General features: G+C 62.3%; 12 protein-coding genes. 2 read left to right on the top strand and 10 right to left on the bottom strand.

Annotated features, from left to right (window positions below; translation table 11 throughout):
* Positions 1-354: 354 nt before the first annotated feature.
* Positions 355-4503, bottom strand: a complete 4149-nt coding sequence (locus MWL89_RS04540; protein ID WP_244411928.1) for an InlB B-repeat-containing protein — start codon at positions 4501-4503, stop codon at positions 355-357.
* Positions 4504-4741: 238 nt separating this feature from the next.
* On the opposite strand from MWL89_RS04540, the gene MWL89_RS04535 reads away from it, so the two are divergent.
* On the top strand, positions 4742-6328 hold the full coding sequence (locus tag MWL89_RS04535) for a diguanylate cyclase (protein ID WP_180995100.1): 1587 nt from the start codon (positions 4742-4744) through the stop codon (positions 6326-6328).
* A gap of 257 nt (positions 6329-6585) precedes the next feature.
* Positions 6586-9846 carry a cell wall-binding repeat-containing protein gene (locus tag MWL89_RS04530; protein ID WP_244411927.1) on the top strand — a complete coding sequence of 1087 codons (3261 nt, stop codon included), beginning with the start codon at positions 6586-6588 and terminating at the stop codon, positions 9844-9846.
* A 312-nt stretch (positions 9847-10158) separates the two neighbouring features.
* On the opposite strand, the gene MWL89_RS04525 is transcribed toward MWL89_RS04530, so the two are convergent.
* The 9 genes from MWL89_RS04525 to MWL89_RS04485 all read right to left on the bottom strand — a co-directional run bounded on the left by MWL89_RS04525 (position 10159) and on the right by MWL89_RS04485 (position 20429).
* Positions 10159-11001: a DUF4097 family beta strand repeat-containing protein gene (locus MWL89_RS04525; protein WP_244411926.1), complete on the bottom strand. Its 843-nt coding sequence runs from the start codon at positions 10999-11001 to the stop codon at positions 10159-10161.
* Positions 11002-11009: 8 nt separating this feature from the next.
* A complete protein-coding gene (locus MWL89_RS04520; RefSeq protein WP_244412623.1) occupies positions 11010-11219 on the bottom strand; it encodes a hypothetical protein in 210 nt (69 codons plus the stop codon).
* Complete coding sequence (locus tag MWL89_RS04515) at positions 11135-11815, bottom strand: helix-turn-helix transcriptional regulator (RefSeq protein ID WP_244411925.1); 681 nt, start codon at positions 11813-11815, stop codon at positions 11135-11137. Before MWL89_RS04515 ends, MWL89_RS04520 begins: the two co-directional genes overlap by 85 nt.
* 1455 nt (positions 11816-13270) lie before the next feature.
* Positions 13271-13801, bottom strand: coding sequence for a methylated-DNA--[protein]-cysteine S-methyltransferase (locus tag MWL89_RS04510; RefSeq protein ID WP_244411924.1), 531 nt, complete (start codon positions 13799-13801; stop codon positions 13271-13273).
* A gap of 54 nt (positions 13802-13855) precedes the next feature.
* Positions 13856-15619 (bottom strand): DNA-3-methyladenine glycosylase 2 family protein, encoded by a 1764-nt coding sequence (locus MWL89_RS04505; protein ID WP_244411923.1) that lies wholly within the window; start codon positions 15617-15619, stop codon positions 13856-13858.
* 116 nt (positions 15620-15735) lie between these two features.
* On the bottom strand, positions 15736-16278 hold the full coding sequence (locus MWL89_RS04500; RefSeq protein ID WP_102378806.1) for an NYN domain-containing protein: 543 nt from the start codon (positions 16276-16278) through the stop codon (positions 15736-15738).
* Between the two features lie 7 nt (positions 16279-16285).
* On the bottom strand, positions 16286-17035 hold the full coding sequence (rlmB, locus tag MWL89_RS04495; RefSeq protein ID WP_102378807.1) for a 23S rRNA (guanosine(2251)-2'-O)-methyltransferase RlmB: 750 nt from the start codon (positions 17033-17035) through the stop codon (positions 16286-16288).
* A gap of 114 nt (positions 17036-17149) precedes the next feature.
* The gene (locus tag MWL89_RS04490) at positions 17150-18895 is read right to left on the bottom strand and encodes a sensor domain-containing diguanylate cyclase (RefSeq protein ID WP_244411922.1); all 1746 of its coding nucleotides are present in this window, start codon (positions 18893-18895) and stop codon (positions 17150-17152) included.
* A 205-nt stretch (positions 18896-19100) separates the two neighbouring features.
* Positions 19101-20429, bottom strand: coding sequence for a lipase family protein (locus MWL89_RS04485; RefSeq protein WP_244411921.1), 1329 nt, complete (start codon positions 20427-20429; stop codon positions 19101-19103).
* Positions 20430-20865 lie beyond the last annotated feature (436 nt).

Here is a 20865-nt window from a genome sequence, read left to right as displayed (position 1 = left end):
CGAGGACGGCTTGCCAACGGATTTGACGAGAACTGCTTCAAAGACGCATCTGCACGATTTCGGGAGCGCATTCGAAGAGAGCATCCAGGTCGGCGATTACCTGTATGAGATTTACGGTAGTGAACCCGAAAAGAGTCCTTTTCCACCCGCGCGCCCGTACCTGTAAGACGTATGCCCAGTTCAAATATACCGTAACTTCCCTACTGCGTGTCACTATCGCAAATCTCATGCAAGAAAGGGGCCTTCCGCCGCCGAGACCCCGTTGGGATGCGCAGAAGCCAGCACCGACGGCGCCTCGTGCGGCGGCCGTGGCACCGTCTCGATACATCCCGGCGGGCGGGCCGCCTTTTCGGTTCAGCGATCCTCGCCTCTTTTGCTTCTCGAGCCCAAAGCCGCGTACGCCGCCACGAGCGAGCAGAGGGCGAGAACCGCAAGCGGAGCCGCGCCCAGCTCGTCGCCTACGGCGGCGAGGCCTCCCCGAGAACCGCCGCCCGTCCACGATCCCGAGCCTCCCGGATTTCCGGGATCAACCGGTTCGGCTGGATCGGTCGGGTCGGACGGCCCGCTGGGACCATCGGAATCGTCGGGGTCGTCCGCGCGCGCGAGCTCGAAGGTGTGGGCGACGTGCTGGCCGTCGGCGAAAACGAGCTTCACCTCGTGTGCGCCGTTCTCGATCCCGTCGAGATACGAACCGTGCAGCGTCAGTACCACGCTTCCCGACTCCAGCTTGCCCGCCGGCATACCTCCGTCGGCAAGGTCGACGCGGCCCTCGCCCTGCGCGAGCGAGAACTCCCGCCCGTTCACGGAAACGCCCACCGCATCGGAGATGTCGCCTGTGAAGGAGAACACTGCGTCGGTGCTCTTGCGCTCGATGCGGTCGGGCCCGTCGATCAAACGGTAGACGAACTGCCACTGCGCATACAGCGTCACATTGCCTTTCGAACCGCTAGGAATCGCTGTCACCTCGGCGCCCCCCTCGGCGGCGTCGAACCACCCCGTGAACCGGTACCCTTCGGCTTCGCCGAGCGGCGCAAGCGCGATGTCGGCGCTCTCCACCGTGTACGAAAGAGGATTGCCGTTTTCAGTTCCCCTCGTGTTCTCATAGGTTATCGAGTATGCAACGGGATTCCATTCCATGGTCAGGGCCAGATCGGCTCCTATCGGCTGACTGAACGACCACGGCTCTCCTCCGCTCGTCCACCCGGCAGCCGCATACGCCTCCCTGCTGGGATCGGCGGGCTGCGCGACCGCTTCGCCGTGCGCCGCGTATACGTCGTCGACGGCGGATCCCCCCGCGGAATCGAACGTCACCCTGTGCCCCGAAGCGAACACCGTATCGGCTGCAACCGTTACAGCGGCACCGTCGGCGATCGGGTAGCCAACCTCCTGTTGGCCCTGCTCGACCCAGTACGTCCCGCTGCCGGAAAACGCATCGTCGAAGCGGGCCAGACGCTCGAAGGTAGCCAGCTTGATTCCATCGGAACCGTACGCGAGCGAGAGCTCCGCGCCGTCACCCCGGTAAGCAACTGTCCGCACACCCGGGTACGGCTCGTTAGGGGTTCCGACGCCCTGGGGCGCGAACACCCCCGTATCAGGCAGCGAGATCGAACCTATGATCAACCCGTAGAGGCCGGCACCGATGCTCACCCCGTCTGTCGATCCGTACGCCTTGACCACCGCTTCCTCCGAAACGACGATGTCGCCCACGAGTCTGCCTCCGTACGGCGCCCCTATCCCCGCGGAGTATATCCCCCCGTGCGCCTCGACCGTAGCACCCATGATGGCAATGGAGCCGCAAGGGTCGGCCCCGCTCGCACCGATGCCGGGGAAGAGAGCGGCCCCTTGGGCAAACAGCGAAGCTCCCTCAGAACCGGCACGAATCGAGAGGTCCGCATCTCCTGGCACCGCGATGCCGCTGTATCGGTCCAGCGAAACCAACCGGTTGTCCCCCACGAGGGTCAACGCAAGCGACGCGTCCGTTGCAAGGCTTATCGGGGAGCCGGACGACGTTTCGATGGCGACGTTCTCGATCGTTATCCTCGCCTCGATTCCGGATGGCACCGCTATACGGTCGGTCGTGGCCTGCAGCCCCTCGCGGAGCTCGACGGACAACGCGGCTCCGCTGAGCACGACGAGTTTTCCGTCGCCCTGGTAGCGGTAGTCGGCGCCTTCGACGCCTCCCTTGACGGTTAGGTCGCGCACCGCCTCGACCGCATAGAGAACCGTGAGGGCATCCGTGAGGGAATAATCGCCTCCTCTTGGGTACAGCGTCGGCTCCTGCAGCGTTCTCCACGCGCGGGTTCCGATGTCGCCGTAGTCGGACGAGAACATGCGCAGCCACGTCGTATCGGGCATGGTCGCGGTGTCACCGATGTAGTTCAGGGTCGTTTGGTGCGACCCCGCGGCCGAGTAAAACGCGTAGGCGACCGTCCGCGATCCCGCCAAGTCGGCCGTCGGCGAGCCGAACGCGCGCGTACCCGACGATTGGACGCCGAGCGAGTGGATGGCGATCGTGCCCGTGCACGCGCCGTTGTAGCCCGAGCCCATTCCGGGCGCCCCGTCGCCGAAGGCCTTCACGACCGCCTGGTCCTGGATGGAAATCGAACCTGCGAACTTGCTGTACATGCCCGATCCTATGCCCGGGGAAGTCGAAACCCCCCGCGCTTCGACGCGCGCCTGATCCTTGATCAGCACCTGGCCCTTGAGCTCCGACTGGAAACCCGACCCGATGCCGGCCGAACCCGATCCCCCCGTAGCCTTCACCGCGGCGTCGCCCGCTATCGTGATGCTCTTGCTCGCATTGCTGGCATACGTTCCCGAGCCGACGCCCGGCGCCCTGTCGCCGCCATGGGCGGTTATGGTGCCGCCCTCGATGACGATCTCGCCTGCGGATGATTGCATGCTCTCGCCGATCGCGGCGCCGCCTCCCCCGTTCTTTCCGCCAGGACCCGCCTGTGCAACCAGCGTCGCCGTCGCGTCGTCGGCATCGTTTATGGTGACCTTTGCCGAGCTGGAAACGCGCACAGCCGAGCTCGTCATGCTCGCATGCAGCGTATTGGATCCCTTGATGAGGAGGTTGACCTGCCGTTCAATCAAAATGCACGAGCGATTCTGGGTGCTCGGCTGCTGTATGGTGATCCCGTCGATCGTCACGGTAGCCGCCGCCGCAACCACGATGTTGTCGGTCGTCGTTTCGACCCCGTCGCGCATGGAAACGGTGTAGGTGCCCCCCGCGCTGATGTGCAGGGTCCCCTCGACGTAGGTGTACCCGGTAGTAGCGCCCTCGACCACAAGATCCCGCTGCGCTCCCGCAGCGTACAGGGTCGTCGATGCCGCCGTCAGCGTATACGCTCCCCCCTGGCCTATTCCTACCTCGTCGTGGGGCGAAGCCGACCAGCCGCGCGCTCCCGTATCGGGAAAGCCCGCATCGTAGCGCATCAGCTGCGCGGAGGTGGGCAGCACGATTGAATCGGACGAATACGTGAGCACGGTCGTAGCGAAGTCGTATCCGCCGTTGCTGTGATACGCAACCTCGTTCACCTTCGTCGCGTCGACGGAACCGACAGCGACGATGCCGGTGGCGGGAAGGGTCACCGAGTTAGTCGGCGAACCGCCCGTACCGGGGCCGATCGCGTAGGCGTTCGCCCCCGCTTCGACGATCGCGTCGCATCGCACGGAGATGGAACCGCTGTTGCTGCTCAGAGAGGAAGCCCCGCCTCCGATGCCCGCGGCCCCGCTGCCGCCCTTGACCGACAGCAGACCGTTTGCGGGATTCTCGACGGTGAGGGCAGCTCCGACCGGAACGAGCACCCCGGCGGCCCCGCTTCCTGCCGCGATGCGGCATGCTCCCTCGATGACGAGGATCACGGCTGCACCGCCATCGAGGACGATGCCCCCCGCATCCGCCCTGCCCGTGTTGTCGATCGCCACGTTATGCAGCGTCAAGGTAGCCACTACACCGCTCCCCACCTTGATGGTATCCTGCGTCGAAGACGTGCCCTCGGCCAACGAGACGCGGTAGGCACCGTCGTTGAGCAGCTCCAGCACGCCGTCCTGGTAGCGGTAATCGATCTCGGGTATTCCGCCGGAGACGACGAAGTCTTCCGCCGATAGCGTCCCGAGGGATCCGTCGGCATCTGCGCCGTCGGTCGAGCGCAGCCCGAGGGTATCGGCGGACCCGTCGTTTTCAGCCGACGGCAACCCAGCAAAATCCCCCGATTCGTCGCCCTCGCCCGACGGTGATGCGGGCACATCTTCCGCTTCGCCGCCCTCGTTCGAAGGCGACCCGAGCGCGTCCTCGGCCTCGTTGTCACCATCCGATTCAAAGCTTTCGAAAGCGGCATCGGCTTCGATCTCAGTATCGGCTGCGCCGCCTTCTGCGCGAACCGATTGGACAAGAGGATCGGCGCTCACCGAATTCCCCTGTTCAGCATAGGCGATGGGAACGAGCGAGACCGAAAGGATACACGATAAGATGATTGGGAGAACCATGCGACGTTTCACGGAATACCCCTTTGGCGTCGGGCAGCATATACATAAAGATAATATCATACCTTTTATCCTTCGCCAAAAGGTCATCTTCATTTTACATGGCGCCAATCGAACGGCGTCAAACGGCGGTGAATCTCCCGGGAACGAAGATTGGCTCTTCCAGCCGAGCCCTTTTTGGAGCACAATACGAAATGCTATTGTTAACCGATTTGGTTTACGTTCAGAATCGCGTAGCAGGGAAAGGGCATCGATGTATCACCGGGTTCTCCACATTGCGCTGTTCGGCGTCGACGCAGAGGCGGAAGCGGCCATACGCTCCGTACCTTGTCCCGAACGGTTCTCACTTGATCTCTGCCCGCATGCCGAATTCGATGCCGATGCGTTCACCGCTTCGGATCTGGCGGTCATCGACTTACAGGGACTCGAGAGCTCAAACGCAACCTTCCCGCCCCGCAAAAGCAGCTCGAAGATCGTGCTGCGCATCCCCGCTGAAGACATCAATCGCCTGGGACGGGGCATATACGAAATGGTCGACGACGTTTGGCTCACTCCCATGCCCCCCTCGCTCGTCGCCTTTCGTTTCGAAAAGCTCCTCGAACTTGAAAAGGCGCTCGCCGAGCTCGCCCTCTCGAAGCAGTACCTCGACACCGCCATCGACTCGATCCCCGAACTCGTCTGGTTCAAGGACGCCCGCGGTTCGCACCTGAAAGTCAACGAAGCGTTCTGCCAGACGGTCGAGAAGACCAAGGAGCAGATCGAGGACCGTGGACATTACTTCATCTGGGACATTACGCCCGAGGAGTACTCGCAGGGCGAATACGTCTGCCTCGAATCCGAGGAAGAAACCATGAGCGCCCGCAAAACCTGCCTGTTCGACGAGCAGATCAAAACGAGCCACGGCATGCGGCAATTCAAAACCTACAAATCGCCCCTGTTCGATTACGATGGATCGGTGATGGGCACCGTCGGCATCGCCCACGACGTGACCGACCTCGGCAACATCGAAACCGAACTCGAGATATTCATCAACTCCATGCCCTACGCCATCGTCGTACTCGACACCGAGGGAACCGTCATCAACGTCAACGACCACGCAGAAGAATACTTCGACGTGAAGCGCGAAGCAGTGATCGGCGGCGACTTCGACGAATGGCGCAGGCTCGTCCTCGGCAATGCGGTCGTAGACGCCAACGACTTTACCGATTCGAGCTTCTTCACCGCCGACATCGGCGGTACGAGAAAGACGTTCGAAATCAATCAGCGCATGATCGTAGACGTGTTCGGCAACGAGACCGGCCAGCTGCGCATCTACCGCGACGTGACGAAAGAACGCGAACTCGAAGAGCGCGTCCTCAAAAGCGCCAACACCGATTACCTCACCGGCCTCTACAATCGGCGGTACCTGTACGAGCAGCTTGCGAAGGCTTCGAGCAGCATGATCACGCTGGCATATCTCGACCTCGACGATTTCAAGGGCATCAACGACGCCTTCGGCCACCAGATGGGCGACCGGATCCTCGTCGAGACGAGCCGGATCCTCGTCGAGCGGTTTCCCGACGACATCGTGGTGCGCATGGGAGGGGACGAGTTCATTGTCGCGATCCTCGATGGGCGCCCCGTCGATTCGGTCGAGGTTCAAGCGCTCTCTTGCCTCGAAAGCATCCGCACGCAATTCGCCGCCGACGATCTGCTCTGCCGCACGACAGGCTCGATAGGCATCGCTACCGATCTCGGGGAAGGCCTCTCGATCGACGAGCTTATCAGGCGAAGCGACGAAGCGCTCTACCAGGCGAAGCGGGCCGGCAAATCGCAGTGCTGCACGTGGTCCCAAGATTAGCGGGCAGGTAAACGCAGAACTCCGAACCGATTAGACGGATCGCGTCGTCACGCAAGCGAAAGCGACGCTGACACCCTGCCCCACTCGGCGCGGGAGCCTCCGCATGCACTACCCCGCCGATCGCACGCCGATCGCATGCGCTCTCGATATATTAATATGAAATATCTTACACATTACCTTACATGATGGTATACTCCGCTTTGTATTTATGTAAGATCTTGTATTTTACGCGTTGCATACTCGCAGAAAGGACAGGTATGGATACAGTGCACCCGGCCCGAAGGCCGCTAGCCCTCCTCCTCGCTTGCGCCCTGGCATTCGCTTTCTCCGGAATTCCTCAGTCAAGCGCGCACGCGTCCGAGAGGGGCGCTGTCGATTACCTCGACATCGACGTTCCCTTCGACAGCACGGACCAAGGCGAAGACGCCTTGGCTGCAAAGGATGCCGAGAACCGCTCCCCTCATACCGAGGATGAAGCCGCTCTTTCTTACGTGCCCGCACAACCATCGGGCAATGGGCCCGCGTCCTTCGGCGGGACATCGGCGGTTTCGCCGCTCTCTGCGCCCACCACGCAGGCAGAACTGCAGCAAGCGCTCATCGACGCCTCGGACGGAGCCGTCATCGAACTATCCCAAGATATCGAAATCGACGGCAACGGCATGGCGTACGATCAATCGACCGGCTGGGGTCAAGCGACGAACGTCCCGCTCTACATCCCCAACAACCTTGCATCCGTCACGATCGACGGCAACGGGCACCGTCTCGTACTCGCCGACGGATACGAAGGCCTCCACATCGATGCGGAAAGCTATCCCTCGGGAACTAGGGCGATCGCCCTTGTCGACCTTTCGCTCATCGGCCATAACGAAAACATCGACTCCAGCACGGCACTCGGCGACCGCAAAGCGGGCGGAGGCATGCACGTCGGAGGATCGAAAACAACGCTTGCTTGGAACAACGTGACGATGGCCGGGGTGCACGGCATCGGCACGGGCGGCGGCCTTGTCAGCTACGGCGCCAACGTTACGCTCACCGACTGCACCATCTCGGACGTGTCGGCAACAGGCAACGGGGGCTTCTACACCTCGGATGCCGGCGGCATAAACTACAACGGAAGCCTCACCGTAAGCGGAGGTACGGTATCGGGAGCGCGCTCCGGAGGAAACGGCGGCTTCGCTCTGGTTTCAGGGGGCACCCACACGTTCATCGGAGTCTCGTTCGACGATTGTTCGGCAGCAGACTCCGGCGGCGTTATATCGAACGCACGGGGAGGAGCGAGCACCTACATCGTAACCTCGTGCGCGTTCACCGGCAACTCCGCAGGGGAAAGCGGCGGCGCCATCCAGTCGCAAAAGGGCGGCCACACCATAACCGACAGCACGTTTACAAACAATGCTGCGGGAACCAGCTCGAACGCCTATCTGGGCGTCGGCGGAGCGTTTTACCAGAACTCCGCCACGCAAAGCACCTACTCCGCCATTTCAGGGTGCACGTTTACCGGCAACACGGCGAAGAGCGGCGGTGCTGTTTACGGCCAAGGTTTCGATTTCTCGAACGTCCGGTTCATCGGCAACAGCGCCCTTGCAGGAAGCGGCGGCGCGCTGAACTGCAACCCCAACACCTACTACACCATCGATGGAGCGTACTTCGAGGATAACTACGCATCGGCAGGCCAGCTCAACTGGAATATCGAAAAGCCCATGTCCGCGATAGGATCGGGGCTCGTCTTCTCGGATCTCGCGAACCACTACCGCGCAAACGTCAAGAACGTCACCGGCCTGACCGCGCAGGCGCCCGACGCCATGGTGGCCCCGTCGAACTGCCTGAACAACTACGACATCAGCACCTATGCGTTCTCCACGTACTTCTACACCGGTGGCACCGGCGCCGTTTGGAGCGATACCGGGCTCGACAAAACCCGTATGTTCAGCGTGGGTACGCGCACCATTTCGGCCGAGCTGGAAAAAAGAGGCCTGACGGTTAGTCACGAAGACGGCAAGCGGCTGCTCGGCTGGTATTTCCCAATCGGGGAGGTAACCTCGAGCGGACAACCCATCGTGTTCGAGGGATACGGCGATAAGCCCTATGTGATATCCAACGGCATCAACGACGACCTGCTCAAAGCCCAAGGGTTCGACGCAAGCGAAATCGTCGACGGGAGCACCTACGTCATTCAGGGCAGCTTCCACGTGCTCGTGCCGCTTTGGGAAGACCAGGCGGACCTCGTCTACCATCCTGATTCCTCCACGCAGATCACCGACCCGGACGGACCGCACGGCATGCTTACCGAAACGGCCGTTAAAGATCTTGCGGGCCTCGACGCGGAGACGCTCGCCCCCGAGAACATGGAGCTCGTCGGCTGGGCCCTCACCGAGCACGAGGTTGCCGGAGAGACCCTTTACGCCCCCGGCGCAAACATCGTTGTCGAAACCGACGATCTGCTCGATGGAGAAGTGCACCTGTACGCCCGCTACGGCGAGGCGGATACATCGGTCGAGCTTTCGGTTGCGCGCCTGTACGGCGAGCACCGCTACGCAACCTCGAGGCAAGTCTCAACCTATGAACGCGGTACCGAAAACACGGTGATTCTCGCCTCGGGCGACGATTACCACTTCCCCGATGCCCTCACGGCCTCGGCGCTTTCCGGCAACCTCGGAAACGCCCCCATCGTGCTGACGCCCACCGACCTGCTCGCCGACGATGCCCGCGCGGCCATCGAATCGGACCTGCAAGCGGGAACCGTCATTATCATCGGAGACCAAAACGCCGTCTCTTCCGAGGTCGAGGCAAGCGTGCGCGCGCTGTCTTCCGTTGCAACCGTAGAGCGCATCGGCGGAGCCGACCGCTACGAGACCGCCGAACTCGTCAATCGGGAAATCGGCTCGTCTCGCTCCACGACCGCCATCATCGCACGGGCCGACGATTTCCCCGATTCGCTCTCCGCATCATCGTGGTCCGCGGTTACCCAAAGCCCGATTTTCCTCGCCAAATCCGGATCGGCGGGATTGACCGAGGGGACGAAGGAAGCGCTCGCTTCGGGAGGCTTCGATCGCGTGCTCGTCCTCGGCGACGAGAACTCCGTATCGGCGGCAACCCTCAAGGAAGCACAGGCTGCCGCGGGCCTCACCGACGCGCAGGTTGTTCGCCTCGGCGGAACCGACCGTTACCATACATCGTCACTCGTAGCAGAATGGACCACGTCCGACGAGCGTTCCGCCGTCGAGCGCCTGTCATGGAACAAACCCGCCCTCGCACGCGGCGACAAGCATGCCGACTCGCTTACCGGCGGAGCCCTGCAGGGAAGGGATCGCTCGCCGGTGCTCTTGACGAGCGGCACCTCCGCAAGCAGCTACGCGCTGGCGCTGCTCGCCGCAAACGACGGCACCGTTGCCGAGCTGCGCTTCTTCGGTAACGAATACGCGATATCGCTCGACACCTCGAAAGCGCTCATCAAGGCGCTCACATGGGATTCCATCCTCTGGAAACCGAACGACGACGTAGCGCTCGAGGTGAAATAGCGCCGAGGCCGGCAATCGAACCGATGCCGCAGCCGAAAGAATCCCGCCCGAGTCGCATTTCGGGCGGGATTCTCGTTTCTCGTCAACGGACCCGGCGAACCAAAACGGATCGGCGCATTCGCTTCCATTCGCTTCCGCCTGTCGATTTGCTCAAACGCCTCGCGCTTATCAGCCAAGCGCAGCCTTCACCTGTCTACGGGGCCCGCTCAACTGCAGGCGCCTCGCCCGCAGGCACTTTGTCGCAGGTGCCCAGCTCGCCGATGCCCCGCCGCAGACGCCCCGCCGCAGACGCCTCGCCGCAAGCGCCTCCCTCTACAGCCTGTTCAAGATGAAATGACCGGACGCCATGTCGATGTCGAACTTCGCACCGCCGCTCTTATGCACATAGGAGCCGTCGCCCTGCTGGACGGTTTCGAACTGGCTCTCGAACGAACCCGAAGCTTTATCGACGTAGGCGGTGAACCCCTCGTTGTCGGGAATCGTCACGGCGATGGTGCCGCTCGCCATGTCGGCGTCGATGACGTTCGGGCACACGCTGCTCACAACCTCGATCCGACCCGATGCCGCATGGGTTTTGATCGACTCCGACACCGATCCCTGCGCATACGATTTGCCGCTTGCCACATCGATGTTGAGCTCGCGGACGGCAAAATCCCTCGCCTCGAGCTCGCCCGAAGCGAGATCGACGTCGAGCTTGTCGCAACCGATACCGGTTACGTTGTAGTAGCCCGACGCCCCGTCGATCTTCACGAGGCCGAAGTCGGCGGCGTATTTCTGAGGGACGCGAATCTCGAGGCTCTTGCTGCCGAACGAGAAGCAGGAAAACCATCCGCCATAATCGATGAAGAGCGTATTGCCGGAGATCTTCCAACGCATCTCCTGTCCCTTTGTGATGCCGTTGCCTGTCTCGATAAGCTCGATCTCGTCGGAGGCGGAATCGACCACGTGCATCTGTACCGAGCCGGCCGCCCAATCAACCTCTATGTTCTTCACGTCGCTCGCAGCGACGTTTGCGCTTCCTATCATAGAATCTCCTCCCGCTCTCAGCTGCCACGAAGAGCAGCCTGCGCCGAACCCCGCGATGGCGAACAGCGCCACGGCGAGAAGAACGGCTGATGCGATTTTGGCGTAAGACGCCCCGGTCAATCGTGCCATGGCTCGTCCTACTTTCTGTAGTTGGGGTCACTTTCGATGACATGGGCAATGTAGTAGTAGATCGGAATCGTGAGGAACACGATCCAGGCGGGATGCCAGATGCCCCAGAAGAAACCGGCGAGCAAGAACACGATCACGCACAGGATCGGGTAGGGAAAGCTCGACCACGCGCCCTTGCGATGGCCGCCGTCGTTAATGTCGCCAACGGCGTTGCGCATTTCACGCTCGACGTAGGCGTCCTCCCACTCTTTGCTTCCAACAGGATACTGATGGGGAGACTGGGGCGGGATGCTCGGACCCGTCGCGTAGGCGCCCGGAGGCGGTGGTGTCTGGGCGGTATGGTACGGGGGGCGGCGTAGGCGGCCGTCTGAGCCGGATGCGGCTGAGGGGCGCCTTGCGGGGCTTGGGCGGGTTGGGCGGTCTGGGATGCGGCGGCGTAGGCCTGCTGATCCTGCACTGCCTTCGCCGCGGTCTGGGCCGCTTGGGCTTGTGCAGCCGCCGCAGCCGCTTGGGCTGCGGCAACGCTCGCCTTCTCGGCTGCCGCTTGCGCCTTCTCTTCGGCGGATGCGTTGCGATCCTGCGCCTCGTAGATTATATCGTCTTCCAAATCCTCATCGAAGCGGAGCAGCTCGTCGAGCGTCACGCCGTACAGCTTTGCGAGCGCAACGAGATTTCCGGTGTCGGGAGACGATTCCGCGCGCTCCCACTTCGATACCGCTTGGCGGGACAGTCCGAGCCTTTCGGCAAGCTCTTCTTGGCTGTAGCCCTTCTCGCGTCTCAGCTCTGCGAGGCGTTGGGCGATCTCGACGTTCATGAATGGTTCCTTCCGTGATGTTCGAGCCATGGCGTTTTCTCTTTCGTCGACGAACCCAACGGTACCGTTGCGGGCGCGGTTGCACTAGCAAGTCTGGTAATCATTTTACGCAACCGTCGGTTGCAACCGTGCATGAAGTGGGATTTTATCCGAAAAACAATCGTTTGTAACCAGGTACCCGATTCCGATTCGCGTAAGAAAACGGCAAGGTCGCGGCTCAACCGCGGTAAGGCTGGCATGCTACGCTGCTTCTATGGGTGTTTTCATCGGATACGAATCGGCTCTAGAATTCTGGCGATCGGACCATGCTCTCAACCGACCGCCGCTCACGCGCGCCCTTCCCTCAGCGAACCGCACTCCCGAACGAAGGGCCGTCGAATCGGCGGACTTCGCAAGCATCGGCATCGCGAAGCGCCCCGTCCATCTCATGATAGCCGACACCGCAAGCCGCACGCGCTCCGCATCCGCGCCCTGCCACGTGGCAACCTCGCTGCCGCCCACCGGGTTATTCGTCAGAGCGGGAGACGGCCTGTAGAGGCGCGCGGCTAGGCGCACAGCTTGGATGGACCCTTGCATCCCATGCCCGGTTCCCGCCGACGCTCAGGGACTCTCGTGCATGGGTGGAGACGATCCATACATACACCCATCCATGGGTGGGACTTTCTGCAGCTCTGCGATCCGTGCGACGAGGCGGATGGGACCGTCGTGTTTTAGCAAGGTCAATCGGATTCCGCCGTTGAACCAGGATCGACGCGCCCTCGCGGAGCGCCCGACAGCGGGCTGGCGTTCCGAAGTCGCACGCGGGCGCATGCCGATATCGGTTCGGCGGCGGACGGGGCTGTTTCTACGGGTTTTTGCCGATTATGTTGCGTCCGGAGCCCGCCTGCAAGCCGGCCGGCTTCTTGCCAGCAGCATATTGCCTGGTCGCAGGGTTGTTCCGATTCGACCTCTTTCAAGGCTCGCCTTCAAGGGCGCCGAAAGCCGCCCCTGACGGGTCTTGAACGCAACATAATCGGCAAAAACCCGTAGACGAGGGCGATTCCGCCGTTGAACCAGGATCGACGCGCCCTCGCGGAGCGCCCGACAGCGGGCTGGCGTTCCGAAGTCGCACGCGGGCGCATGCCGATATCGGTTTGGCAACGGAAATCGGGCGTTGACGACAAAAACCGCCGATCTGAAGGATCGGTCGTTGCAGCAGGGAAAGGGCGGCGGAGCGCGGCTTTTCTTTACTTGGAGACAGTCCAGGTCGAGAAGGTGCGCCGTCCTTGGTTCTGACGGGTTTGCGATTTCGGAAGCGCAAACCTTCGTCGGATTGGGAGGATCCCCCAAACGAAATTTTTTGCGCCCAAGTGCCTGCTTTTCATGCGCTAACTTCTTACCTGATCGAGCGCAGCCCATTGCCGCTTACCAGCGATGCCGTCGAGCCGGCGCTTCGCGCGAAACCGCCGCCGACCGCTACAGCGCAGTGCCCTTCGTGGGGACGGTGAGTTTCGAAAGGTCGACGCCCTCGAGCTCGAGCAGTGCGATCTTGCGCGGCAGGCCACCGCCAAAACCCGTAAGGCTTCCGTTGGCACCCACGACGCGATGGCACGGCAAGATGATGGAGATGGGATTGTGGCCGACTCCCCCGCCCACGGCACGGGCGGATGCGCGGGCGCCCGTCTCTTCGGCGATCCGCTGGGCGATTTCGCCGTACGTTGTCAGCCGGCCGTACGGGATCTCGGCGAGCTGCCCCCAAACGCGTTGGCGAAACTCCGTGCCGCGCGGGTTGACGGGAGGAATAGGACCGGGGTCCTTGCCCCCAAAGTATGCGTCGAGCCACCTGCGTGCTTCGAGAAGGACCGGGAGATCGGGCCGAGCCTCGCACGCGCCGAGTGTAGCCTTGTCGTACTTCTGCTGCTCGAACCACAGACCCACGAGAGACTCGCCATCGCTGGCAAGCGTGATCGGGCCGAGAGGCGATTCGTATAGGTCGATGTAATCCATAGGTTTGCTCCTGTCGTTAGCCTGTCTGCACGGAGAATGCGCCGCTTGGCCGGTTTACGGGGCGGACTCAATCCCTTTGGCCGAACCGCTTTGCGAACGGGTGCCGACTTCTTTGCCGAAACCGCTTCGCAAAGAGGCGCCGGTCGCCTTGCCCGAAGCGGCTTTACCCCCCTGCGAGCCGAACGCGCTCGTCGCATGGGACGACCAAAGCGACATGACGGCATAGGACCGCCACGGCCTCCAGTTTTCGGAGAGCGCTGCGATTTCGCGCGGCTTCAGACCGGGAAAGGCGTCGCGCACCCCGAGATCCGCTGCCGGAAAGGCGTCGGGATGGCCGTAGGCGCGCATGAGCAGGTACTGCACCGTCCAATCCCCGATACCGGGGATAGCTTTGAGCGCCGCCGCATCGGTCTCGAGATCGGCGCCGGGGTACAACCCCACCTCGCCCGAACAGACGGCTTCTGCAAGCGCGCAGATGGCACGGGCTCGCTGCCCGATGACGCCGAGCTCACCGAGTCGGTTCGCCGCGTCGGGCGCGCAAAACGCAACGGGCGGCGGAAAGGCTATGTCGAGCCCCTCGTAGGGCGTATCGACCGGATGCCCGAACTCGTGCGCGACCCGTCCGGCAAGCGTACCCGCCGCTTTCACGGTGATCTGCTGCCCCAGGATGGCCCGCACGGCCATTTCGAACCCGTCGAAACAGCATGGCAGGCGTACGCCGGCAATGCGGCGCGAACCGGGCACGCGCCCGTAAAAATCATCGAGACCCGCCTCGATCGACGACGGCAGGCAATCGGTGTCGAACAGGCGGCGCACGCGTGCGAGCACCAGCGGGAGATCGTCGAAAAGTTCGGGCGAGACCGTGACCGAGAGACGGCTTTTCTCCGATTCGTCCTCGACGCCGATCCAGCCGATACGCGGATAGGAAGCAGCCGTGCCGCCTGTCGCAGCCCGCGCTTCCCCATCGAAGGACGAGGCGTCGAGGCCGATGCGCGGCGAAGAAGCATCGAGACGCACCGTACGCGCATACGAGTCTTCGCGAACCGCCTCCACGCCGTCGATGGCTCGCATGCGCAAAAAATCAAGCAGCAGGTCGAAACGGAACGGCGGACGATACCCGACGTGCAGCACAATGGGGCCGGCGCCGGTCTGCGATATGCCCGAGGCTGCCTTGACGCGAAAGCGGCTCGGCGGCATGCGATAGCGTTCGGAGAAGGCATCGTTGAATCGGCGAACCGACGAGAATCCGCACGCGTACGCAACGCGCGTGATCGGCAGCTCGGTATCGGTAAGGAGGCTTTTAGCCAAAAGCAGGCGGCATGTGGTCCGGTACTCCGTCGGCGTGACGCCGAACGCCCGCTCGAACAGGCGTCGCATCTGACGCTCCGAAAGCCCGAGCTCGGCGGCGATGTCGGCAATCCCCCGGGCTCCCGATCCCTCGCGTATAAGCTGGGCGGCCCGCCTGACGGCGCGGTCGGTATCGGGGGCCAAGGGAACGCCGGGCGCGAGCTCGGGCCGGCACTTGAGGCAGGGGCGGAAACCCGCCGCCTCGGCTTCGGCAGCCGTCTTGAAGAACGTGCAGTTCTCGCGCTTGGGCCGTTTGGCGGAGCATACCGCACGACAGTAAATGCCCGTCGAGCTCACTCCGACGAAGAACAACCCGTCGAGGCGCGGATCGCGCATGCCGAGTGCCTCCCAGCAGGTATCTCCATCCGGCAGCGGCGTGCCGAAGGATCGTTCGGCACCGAGCACCTTCTCGACTGCTTCGGCGCCATGCTTGGACTGGAACGGTTGTCGCGTTGTGCTCTGCTGTTTCATACGGTCTTCCTCTGCGCTTCGCTTCTCCACCAATGAAACCACACCAGGGGAACCTACGCTAGCCGTTTTCGGACACGAAAGTCGCACGGCACGCAGAACGCCGGGGCGGGCGCCGGCTACTGCTGCGCAGCGTCCCTGAGCTTTTCGAGCTTGGCGCGCACGGCAGGATCGATGCGGTCGGCAACCGTGTTCTTCCTCGATACGCGCGGCGTTGCATCGAGTTCGTTTTCGACAAGGAGGTTGTTCATCTCCCAGCTGAAGTCGTTCGCGCTCATGCGATCGACCCCGCCGCCGAACACGGTATCCTGAATGGTGGCGTCGCTCGTAACCACGAGCGCTTCGATGCCGCGCTCGCGGGCATCGTGCGCGAGCTTCTCGATCACCTTGTCGGCCGACTGGCCCGAGGGCGAGAACATGATGCGCACGCCGCCAACCGATTCGGCTTCCCCGGTAGAGAACCTGTTCTTGGCACCGTCGAACACGATAACCGCTCCCCACTCATGACCGGCGTAGCCGACAACGTCGTTGATCAGCGTCTCGCGAGCGCGGTTGAACGCATCGTCGGTGTAATCGGGTCCGGCTATCTGCTTGTAGCGACTGCCCGAACGAAGCACGTTGTAGCCGTCGATGATGAGGATCTTTCTGCGCTGCTTTGCCATGGCGAATCTATGCGCGGTTCTGGCGCATCCACTCGTACATGCAAGCCGTCGCCGCCTGAGCCACGTTGAGCGAACCGACGTTGCCCTCCTGCGGCAGCTTCGTGAGGAAGTCGCAGACTTCCTGGGTGAGACGCGCCAAGCCTTCCCCCTCGTTGCCCATCACGAGCGCGATCTTGCCCTTGAGGTTGGAATCCCACACGACCTCTTTCGCATGCTCGCTCGCTCCGGCAACCCAGAACCCCTCCTTCTTGAGGCGCTCGATGACCTGCGCGATGTTGGCGACTTGGCTCACGTTGAGATGGCTTATGGCCCCCGCAGAGCTCTTATAGGTGGCGGCCGTCACGTGCGCGCTGCGCTTGTTGGGGATGACGATGCCGCTCGCACCCACCACTTCCGCCGATCGGGCAATTGCGCCGAGGTTCCCTGCGTCGGTGATATGGTCGAGCAGCACTACGAGCGCGGCGCCGTCGTGTTCGGCGGCATGCGCTTCGGCCGCATCGAGGATCGTCTGCACGTTGCAGTACTCGTAGGGCTTCGCCTCGGCCATGACGCCCTGATGGCTGCCCCGCTCCGACCTCTCGTCGAGGTCGCGGTGGCGCACGGTCTTTACGGGTACGTCGGCCTTTTTGGCTTTACGCAGGATGTCTTCGACCAGCCCATCGCGCTTGAGGTTGTCGGCGATGAGGACCTGCTTGATGGGCACGTGCGTGCGTAGCGCTTCGATAACCGGACGCTTGCCTTCGATGTAATCTGTCATGGGGTGATGCTGCTCTTTCTCGGCGGTTTCGCTTTTCGCATCTATGGTACCAGAGACAGTCCCCGCCCGCCCATATGGGACGAAGCAGCAGAAAACGAGCAAGAACGAACTGCCCTACTGCTCGCCGTCGGCGAATTCGGTACGGTCCTTGCCCTCGCGCTTGGCTCGGTACAGCGCACGATCGCCCGCCTCGAACAGAAGCTCGTAGCTGTCGCCGTCTTCGCCTACCATCGCCATGCCCACGCTCAGCGTTACCCGACGGCCGGAAACCCGTATGTCGCGTACGGCATCGGACAAATCACCGGAAACCTCGACGGCGCGATCGCGGTCGGCGGTCGGCAGAAACGCCAAGAACTCGTCGCCGCCCACGCGGGCCGCTATGCCCCCGTTGTCCGCAAACGTACCCTCGATCGCACGGGCAACCTCGACAAGGAGATCGTCGCCCATCAAATGGCCGACCGTATCGTTTACCGTCTTGAAATCATCCACATCGATCACGTACAGAACGCCCGTGCCGCGTGCTAGGCAGTCCGCAAGCGCCGAACCCACCAGATCGTTTGCCGCAACCTGGTTGTACAGCTTCGTAAGAGGATCGCGGCGCGCCCTGTCCTCAAGCTCTTCGATGCGGCTGTGCTCGTCGGTCACGTCTTTCCAGCTGCCGATGACGCGCACCGGCTTGCCCGCCGGGTCTCGCACCACCATGATGTGCAGGCGCACCCAACCCTGCCGAGCGCCGGGTTCGACGGAGGATCTCCGCACATCGAACGTAGCCGTTTGGCCGTCCTCGAGCAGGTCGGGCAACCGCTTGAAATCTTCGAGCACCAGCCAGAAACCGTCTTTCATCCGGCTGCTGTAGCAGGGTATGCGGCGCTCTTGGAGCGGATTCTCGTCGGTAGCGCCCTCGGGGCGCTGGAACTCGACGAGCGTATCGGTTTCGACTTCGTATTCGAACAGCACGTCGGTTACGCTGCGCAGCGCCACGCGGTAGCGCTCCTGCTCCAACCTCAACTCTTCTTCGATGGTCTTTCGGGACGTGATGTCCATGATCACGCTGTTGATCTTCACCGTTCCGTCGGCAAGCGGAACCTTGCGGCCCGAATCGAGCACCCAGGCGAGCGTTCCGTCCTTCTTGCGGATGCGGTACTCCGTTTCGTACGTAGGCCCGCTCGCAAAGCAGCGAGCCACATCGCTGAGAGCGTTTTCGAGATCGGGTGGGTAAACCGCTCCGACGGCCGTTCCGCCGCTCATCTCCATGAACTCGTCGACCGTGTACCCGAGCAGGCCGGCCAACCCCTCGTTGACGTAGGCGAACGTGTAGAGATCGTCGTCTTCGCTCACCTTGAGGCCGCCGTTGGTGTTCTTCGTGATGAGATCGATCATCTCCGTCTTCTCGCGGAGGAGCTGTTGGAGGTATTCGTAGCTTTGGGTTCCCGCTTCGAACGGGAAATAGGGCTCGTCCTTCATCGCCTGATACGGATTCGACACATGTACGTGGCGGATCTTCAGCGAACCGCCGTCATCGACGAGTTCGTAGCTGCATCGCTGATGTTCCTCGAGCACCATGCCCGATTCGGCGCCCGTGCGCACGCGGTAGCGCCCCATGACGGTGCAGGTTCGATCGGTTACGTTTACGAGATGGAACTCCTCCTCGGACACATCGCACGGCGGCGCGAGCGGCGCGCGCTCAACGAGGTAGGATACGATATCGGCAGAATCGGTTGAGAACTCGATTTCGCCTGCGCCGATCCAGCTGAAATCATCGGCGAACCGCTCGACGACCCGATCGATTTCCTTACCGCCGTAAAACCGATGGACCGTATCGGATACGAATTCGACAGCGTGTCCGAAAAGCGGATTCATCCGACCTCGCTTCCTGTGCCCGTACGTCGACTCTCATGCTATGCACGAAGCCCTCGGCCATCGGCTTCGTGCCCGTTTAAAACAACCGTTTTGCTTATAGTTTCAAGTATACCGCTTCGGCCGTTCGTTCAGTCGATCATTATCGCCATCGTCCGCATTATCGCGAACGCGGCGGATCGACCGTCGATACCGACGGGCAGCGCGGTCAGGCGACCGTCATCCTACGGGAATCGACGGTTTGCATCCATGCGATGTAGGTATCGGGATAGTGGGCGGCGAGCGCCTTGGGGTAATCGATTCCGGCCAACGCTTGCACCGTGCCGACGACGCCTTCGATGCTGAGCATGTTCTCGAGAGAGGGAACCGTCTTCGCCGCCTTCACATCGAACGAATCGAGCGCGCCGAGATCCTCCGAACAGCAGGGGTTCGCGTACCCCGTATTGGCCTGAAACACCGCCTGCATCGCCTCGTATTCGCGCGAGAACGTCGAATCCTTCACATCGGGAAGCTCGACGGTTGCCCCGTAATGTCCGTATCCCCAGGTGAACAGAGGAAGCTTCGGAACGATATCGGAAGGATTGGCTACGTTGAAGATATTGCCGTACGACGAAGCGCTCCGCTCGATCGACTGGGTCGATCCGGGGGCGGCGAACGTGTAGGCGTACACGCCGTCCGTTCGAGCGAGCGCACGGTCGGTTGCCGCCCTGTCGTCGAGATCGGCTGCAAGCAGATTCGCTACGGCACCGCCCCTGCTGTGCCCGGTTACGAGAACCCTCGTATGGTCGGGATCGGCCCCGATGCCTTTCGCGTACTGTTCGAGCGCTTCGGCGATCTCCGACTCCGCCCGCTTGAAACCTTGATGATCGGCGCCCGCCTCGCCGCCGGCCAGATTGAAGTTGCTCAACCATTCGATGCCGTAGCTGCCGCGAATGCCCACGAAAATGAGCGTTTCGTCGGGTTCGCCGTCGGCACCCTCGAGCGTCTTGGAGGCGAACGCGTACGCGGCGACGTCATGCGATCCCGCGAACAGGGCACCGATCTGATCGAGCACATGGCTGCGCAGAGCGAAGGATTCGGTGCGCACGTTGTCGAATCCGAGCGAGCTCAAAGCCTTCTCTGCGTAGGGAACGGCCCCATCGACGCTGCCGTAGAACTGCGACTCGGAGTTGACAACGGCGCTCAGCACCGCGCACGCCGTCGCAAGATCATGATTGTAGGTATGGGAATCGGCACGCAACCACGCATCGTCGAACGTCATCTGCGTGGAAGTGAGTCCCGACGGGTTCATGCGATCGCTGCCCGCCACCACTTCGCTCGTATAGTCGACCGAGACGGTGATCGGCCCGTCAACCCGAGCTTGGCCCGCTGCTCCCTCGTGCTCGTACGCGTTGGCCTGCGGCACCGGAAGAAACCCGAAGACCGCGGCGCTGTAGCGAAGCTGGATGGAGAAAACGGATACGAGCATAAGGCAGAAGAAGGTCGTCGCCACAATACGGGCAGCCGATCGGATCGATCGGGGGCGGTTCGTCGCCACAGGCCATCTCCCTTTCGTCGGGTTCCACTGGTCGGAAACACGTATTAACCTCCACTAGTATAGGGGGCAATCGCGCGGAAGATGCCGGCTGCCAGCTAACCGCGATTATATCCACACGTTTGTAAGGGTGGTGTAAGGTTCGGGCTGTACGGAGCGGAAGACGGCCTCGGATTGGCCGCCCGGTCGCCCAGGCGGCCGCATCGCCCCTTACGCGCCCGGCTCCCGGGAAGCATCGGAGGAGACGAAGGCAAGAGCTGAGCGACCGTTCGGGGTAGATTCGGTGCCGTGCCGTCAGTACCTCATCATTTTCTTATGAATCGGCCTTTCATAAGATTCTTGGGGCTTCATTCGTACGTCCGCTCGCTATCGTTGCGGTCAGGCGCAATCGCATGAGTCCACGCGTGTCACCAGCTGGGACTCGCGCCAACAAGACGGA

It is taken from the genome of Raoultibacter timonensis (genome assembly GCF_022845715.1).
GTDB lineage: Bacteria > Actinomycetota > Coriobacteriia > Coriobacteriales > Eggerthellaceae > Raoultibacter > Raoultibacter timonensis.
This window is presented reverse-complemented; position numbering and strand designations above follow the sequence as displayed.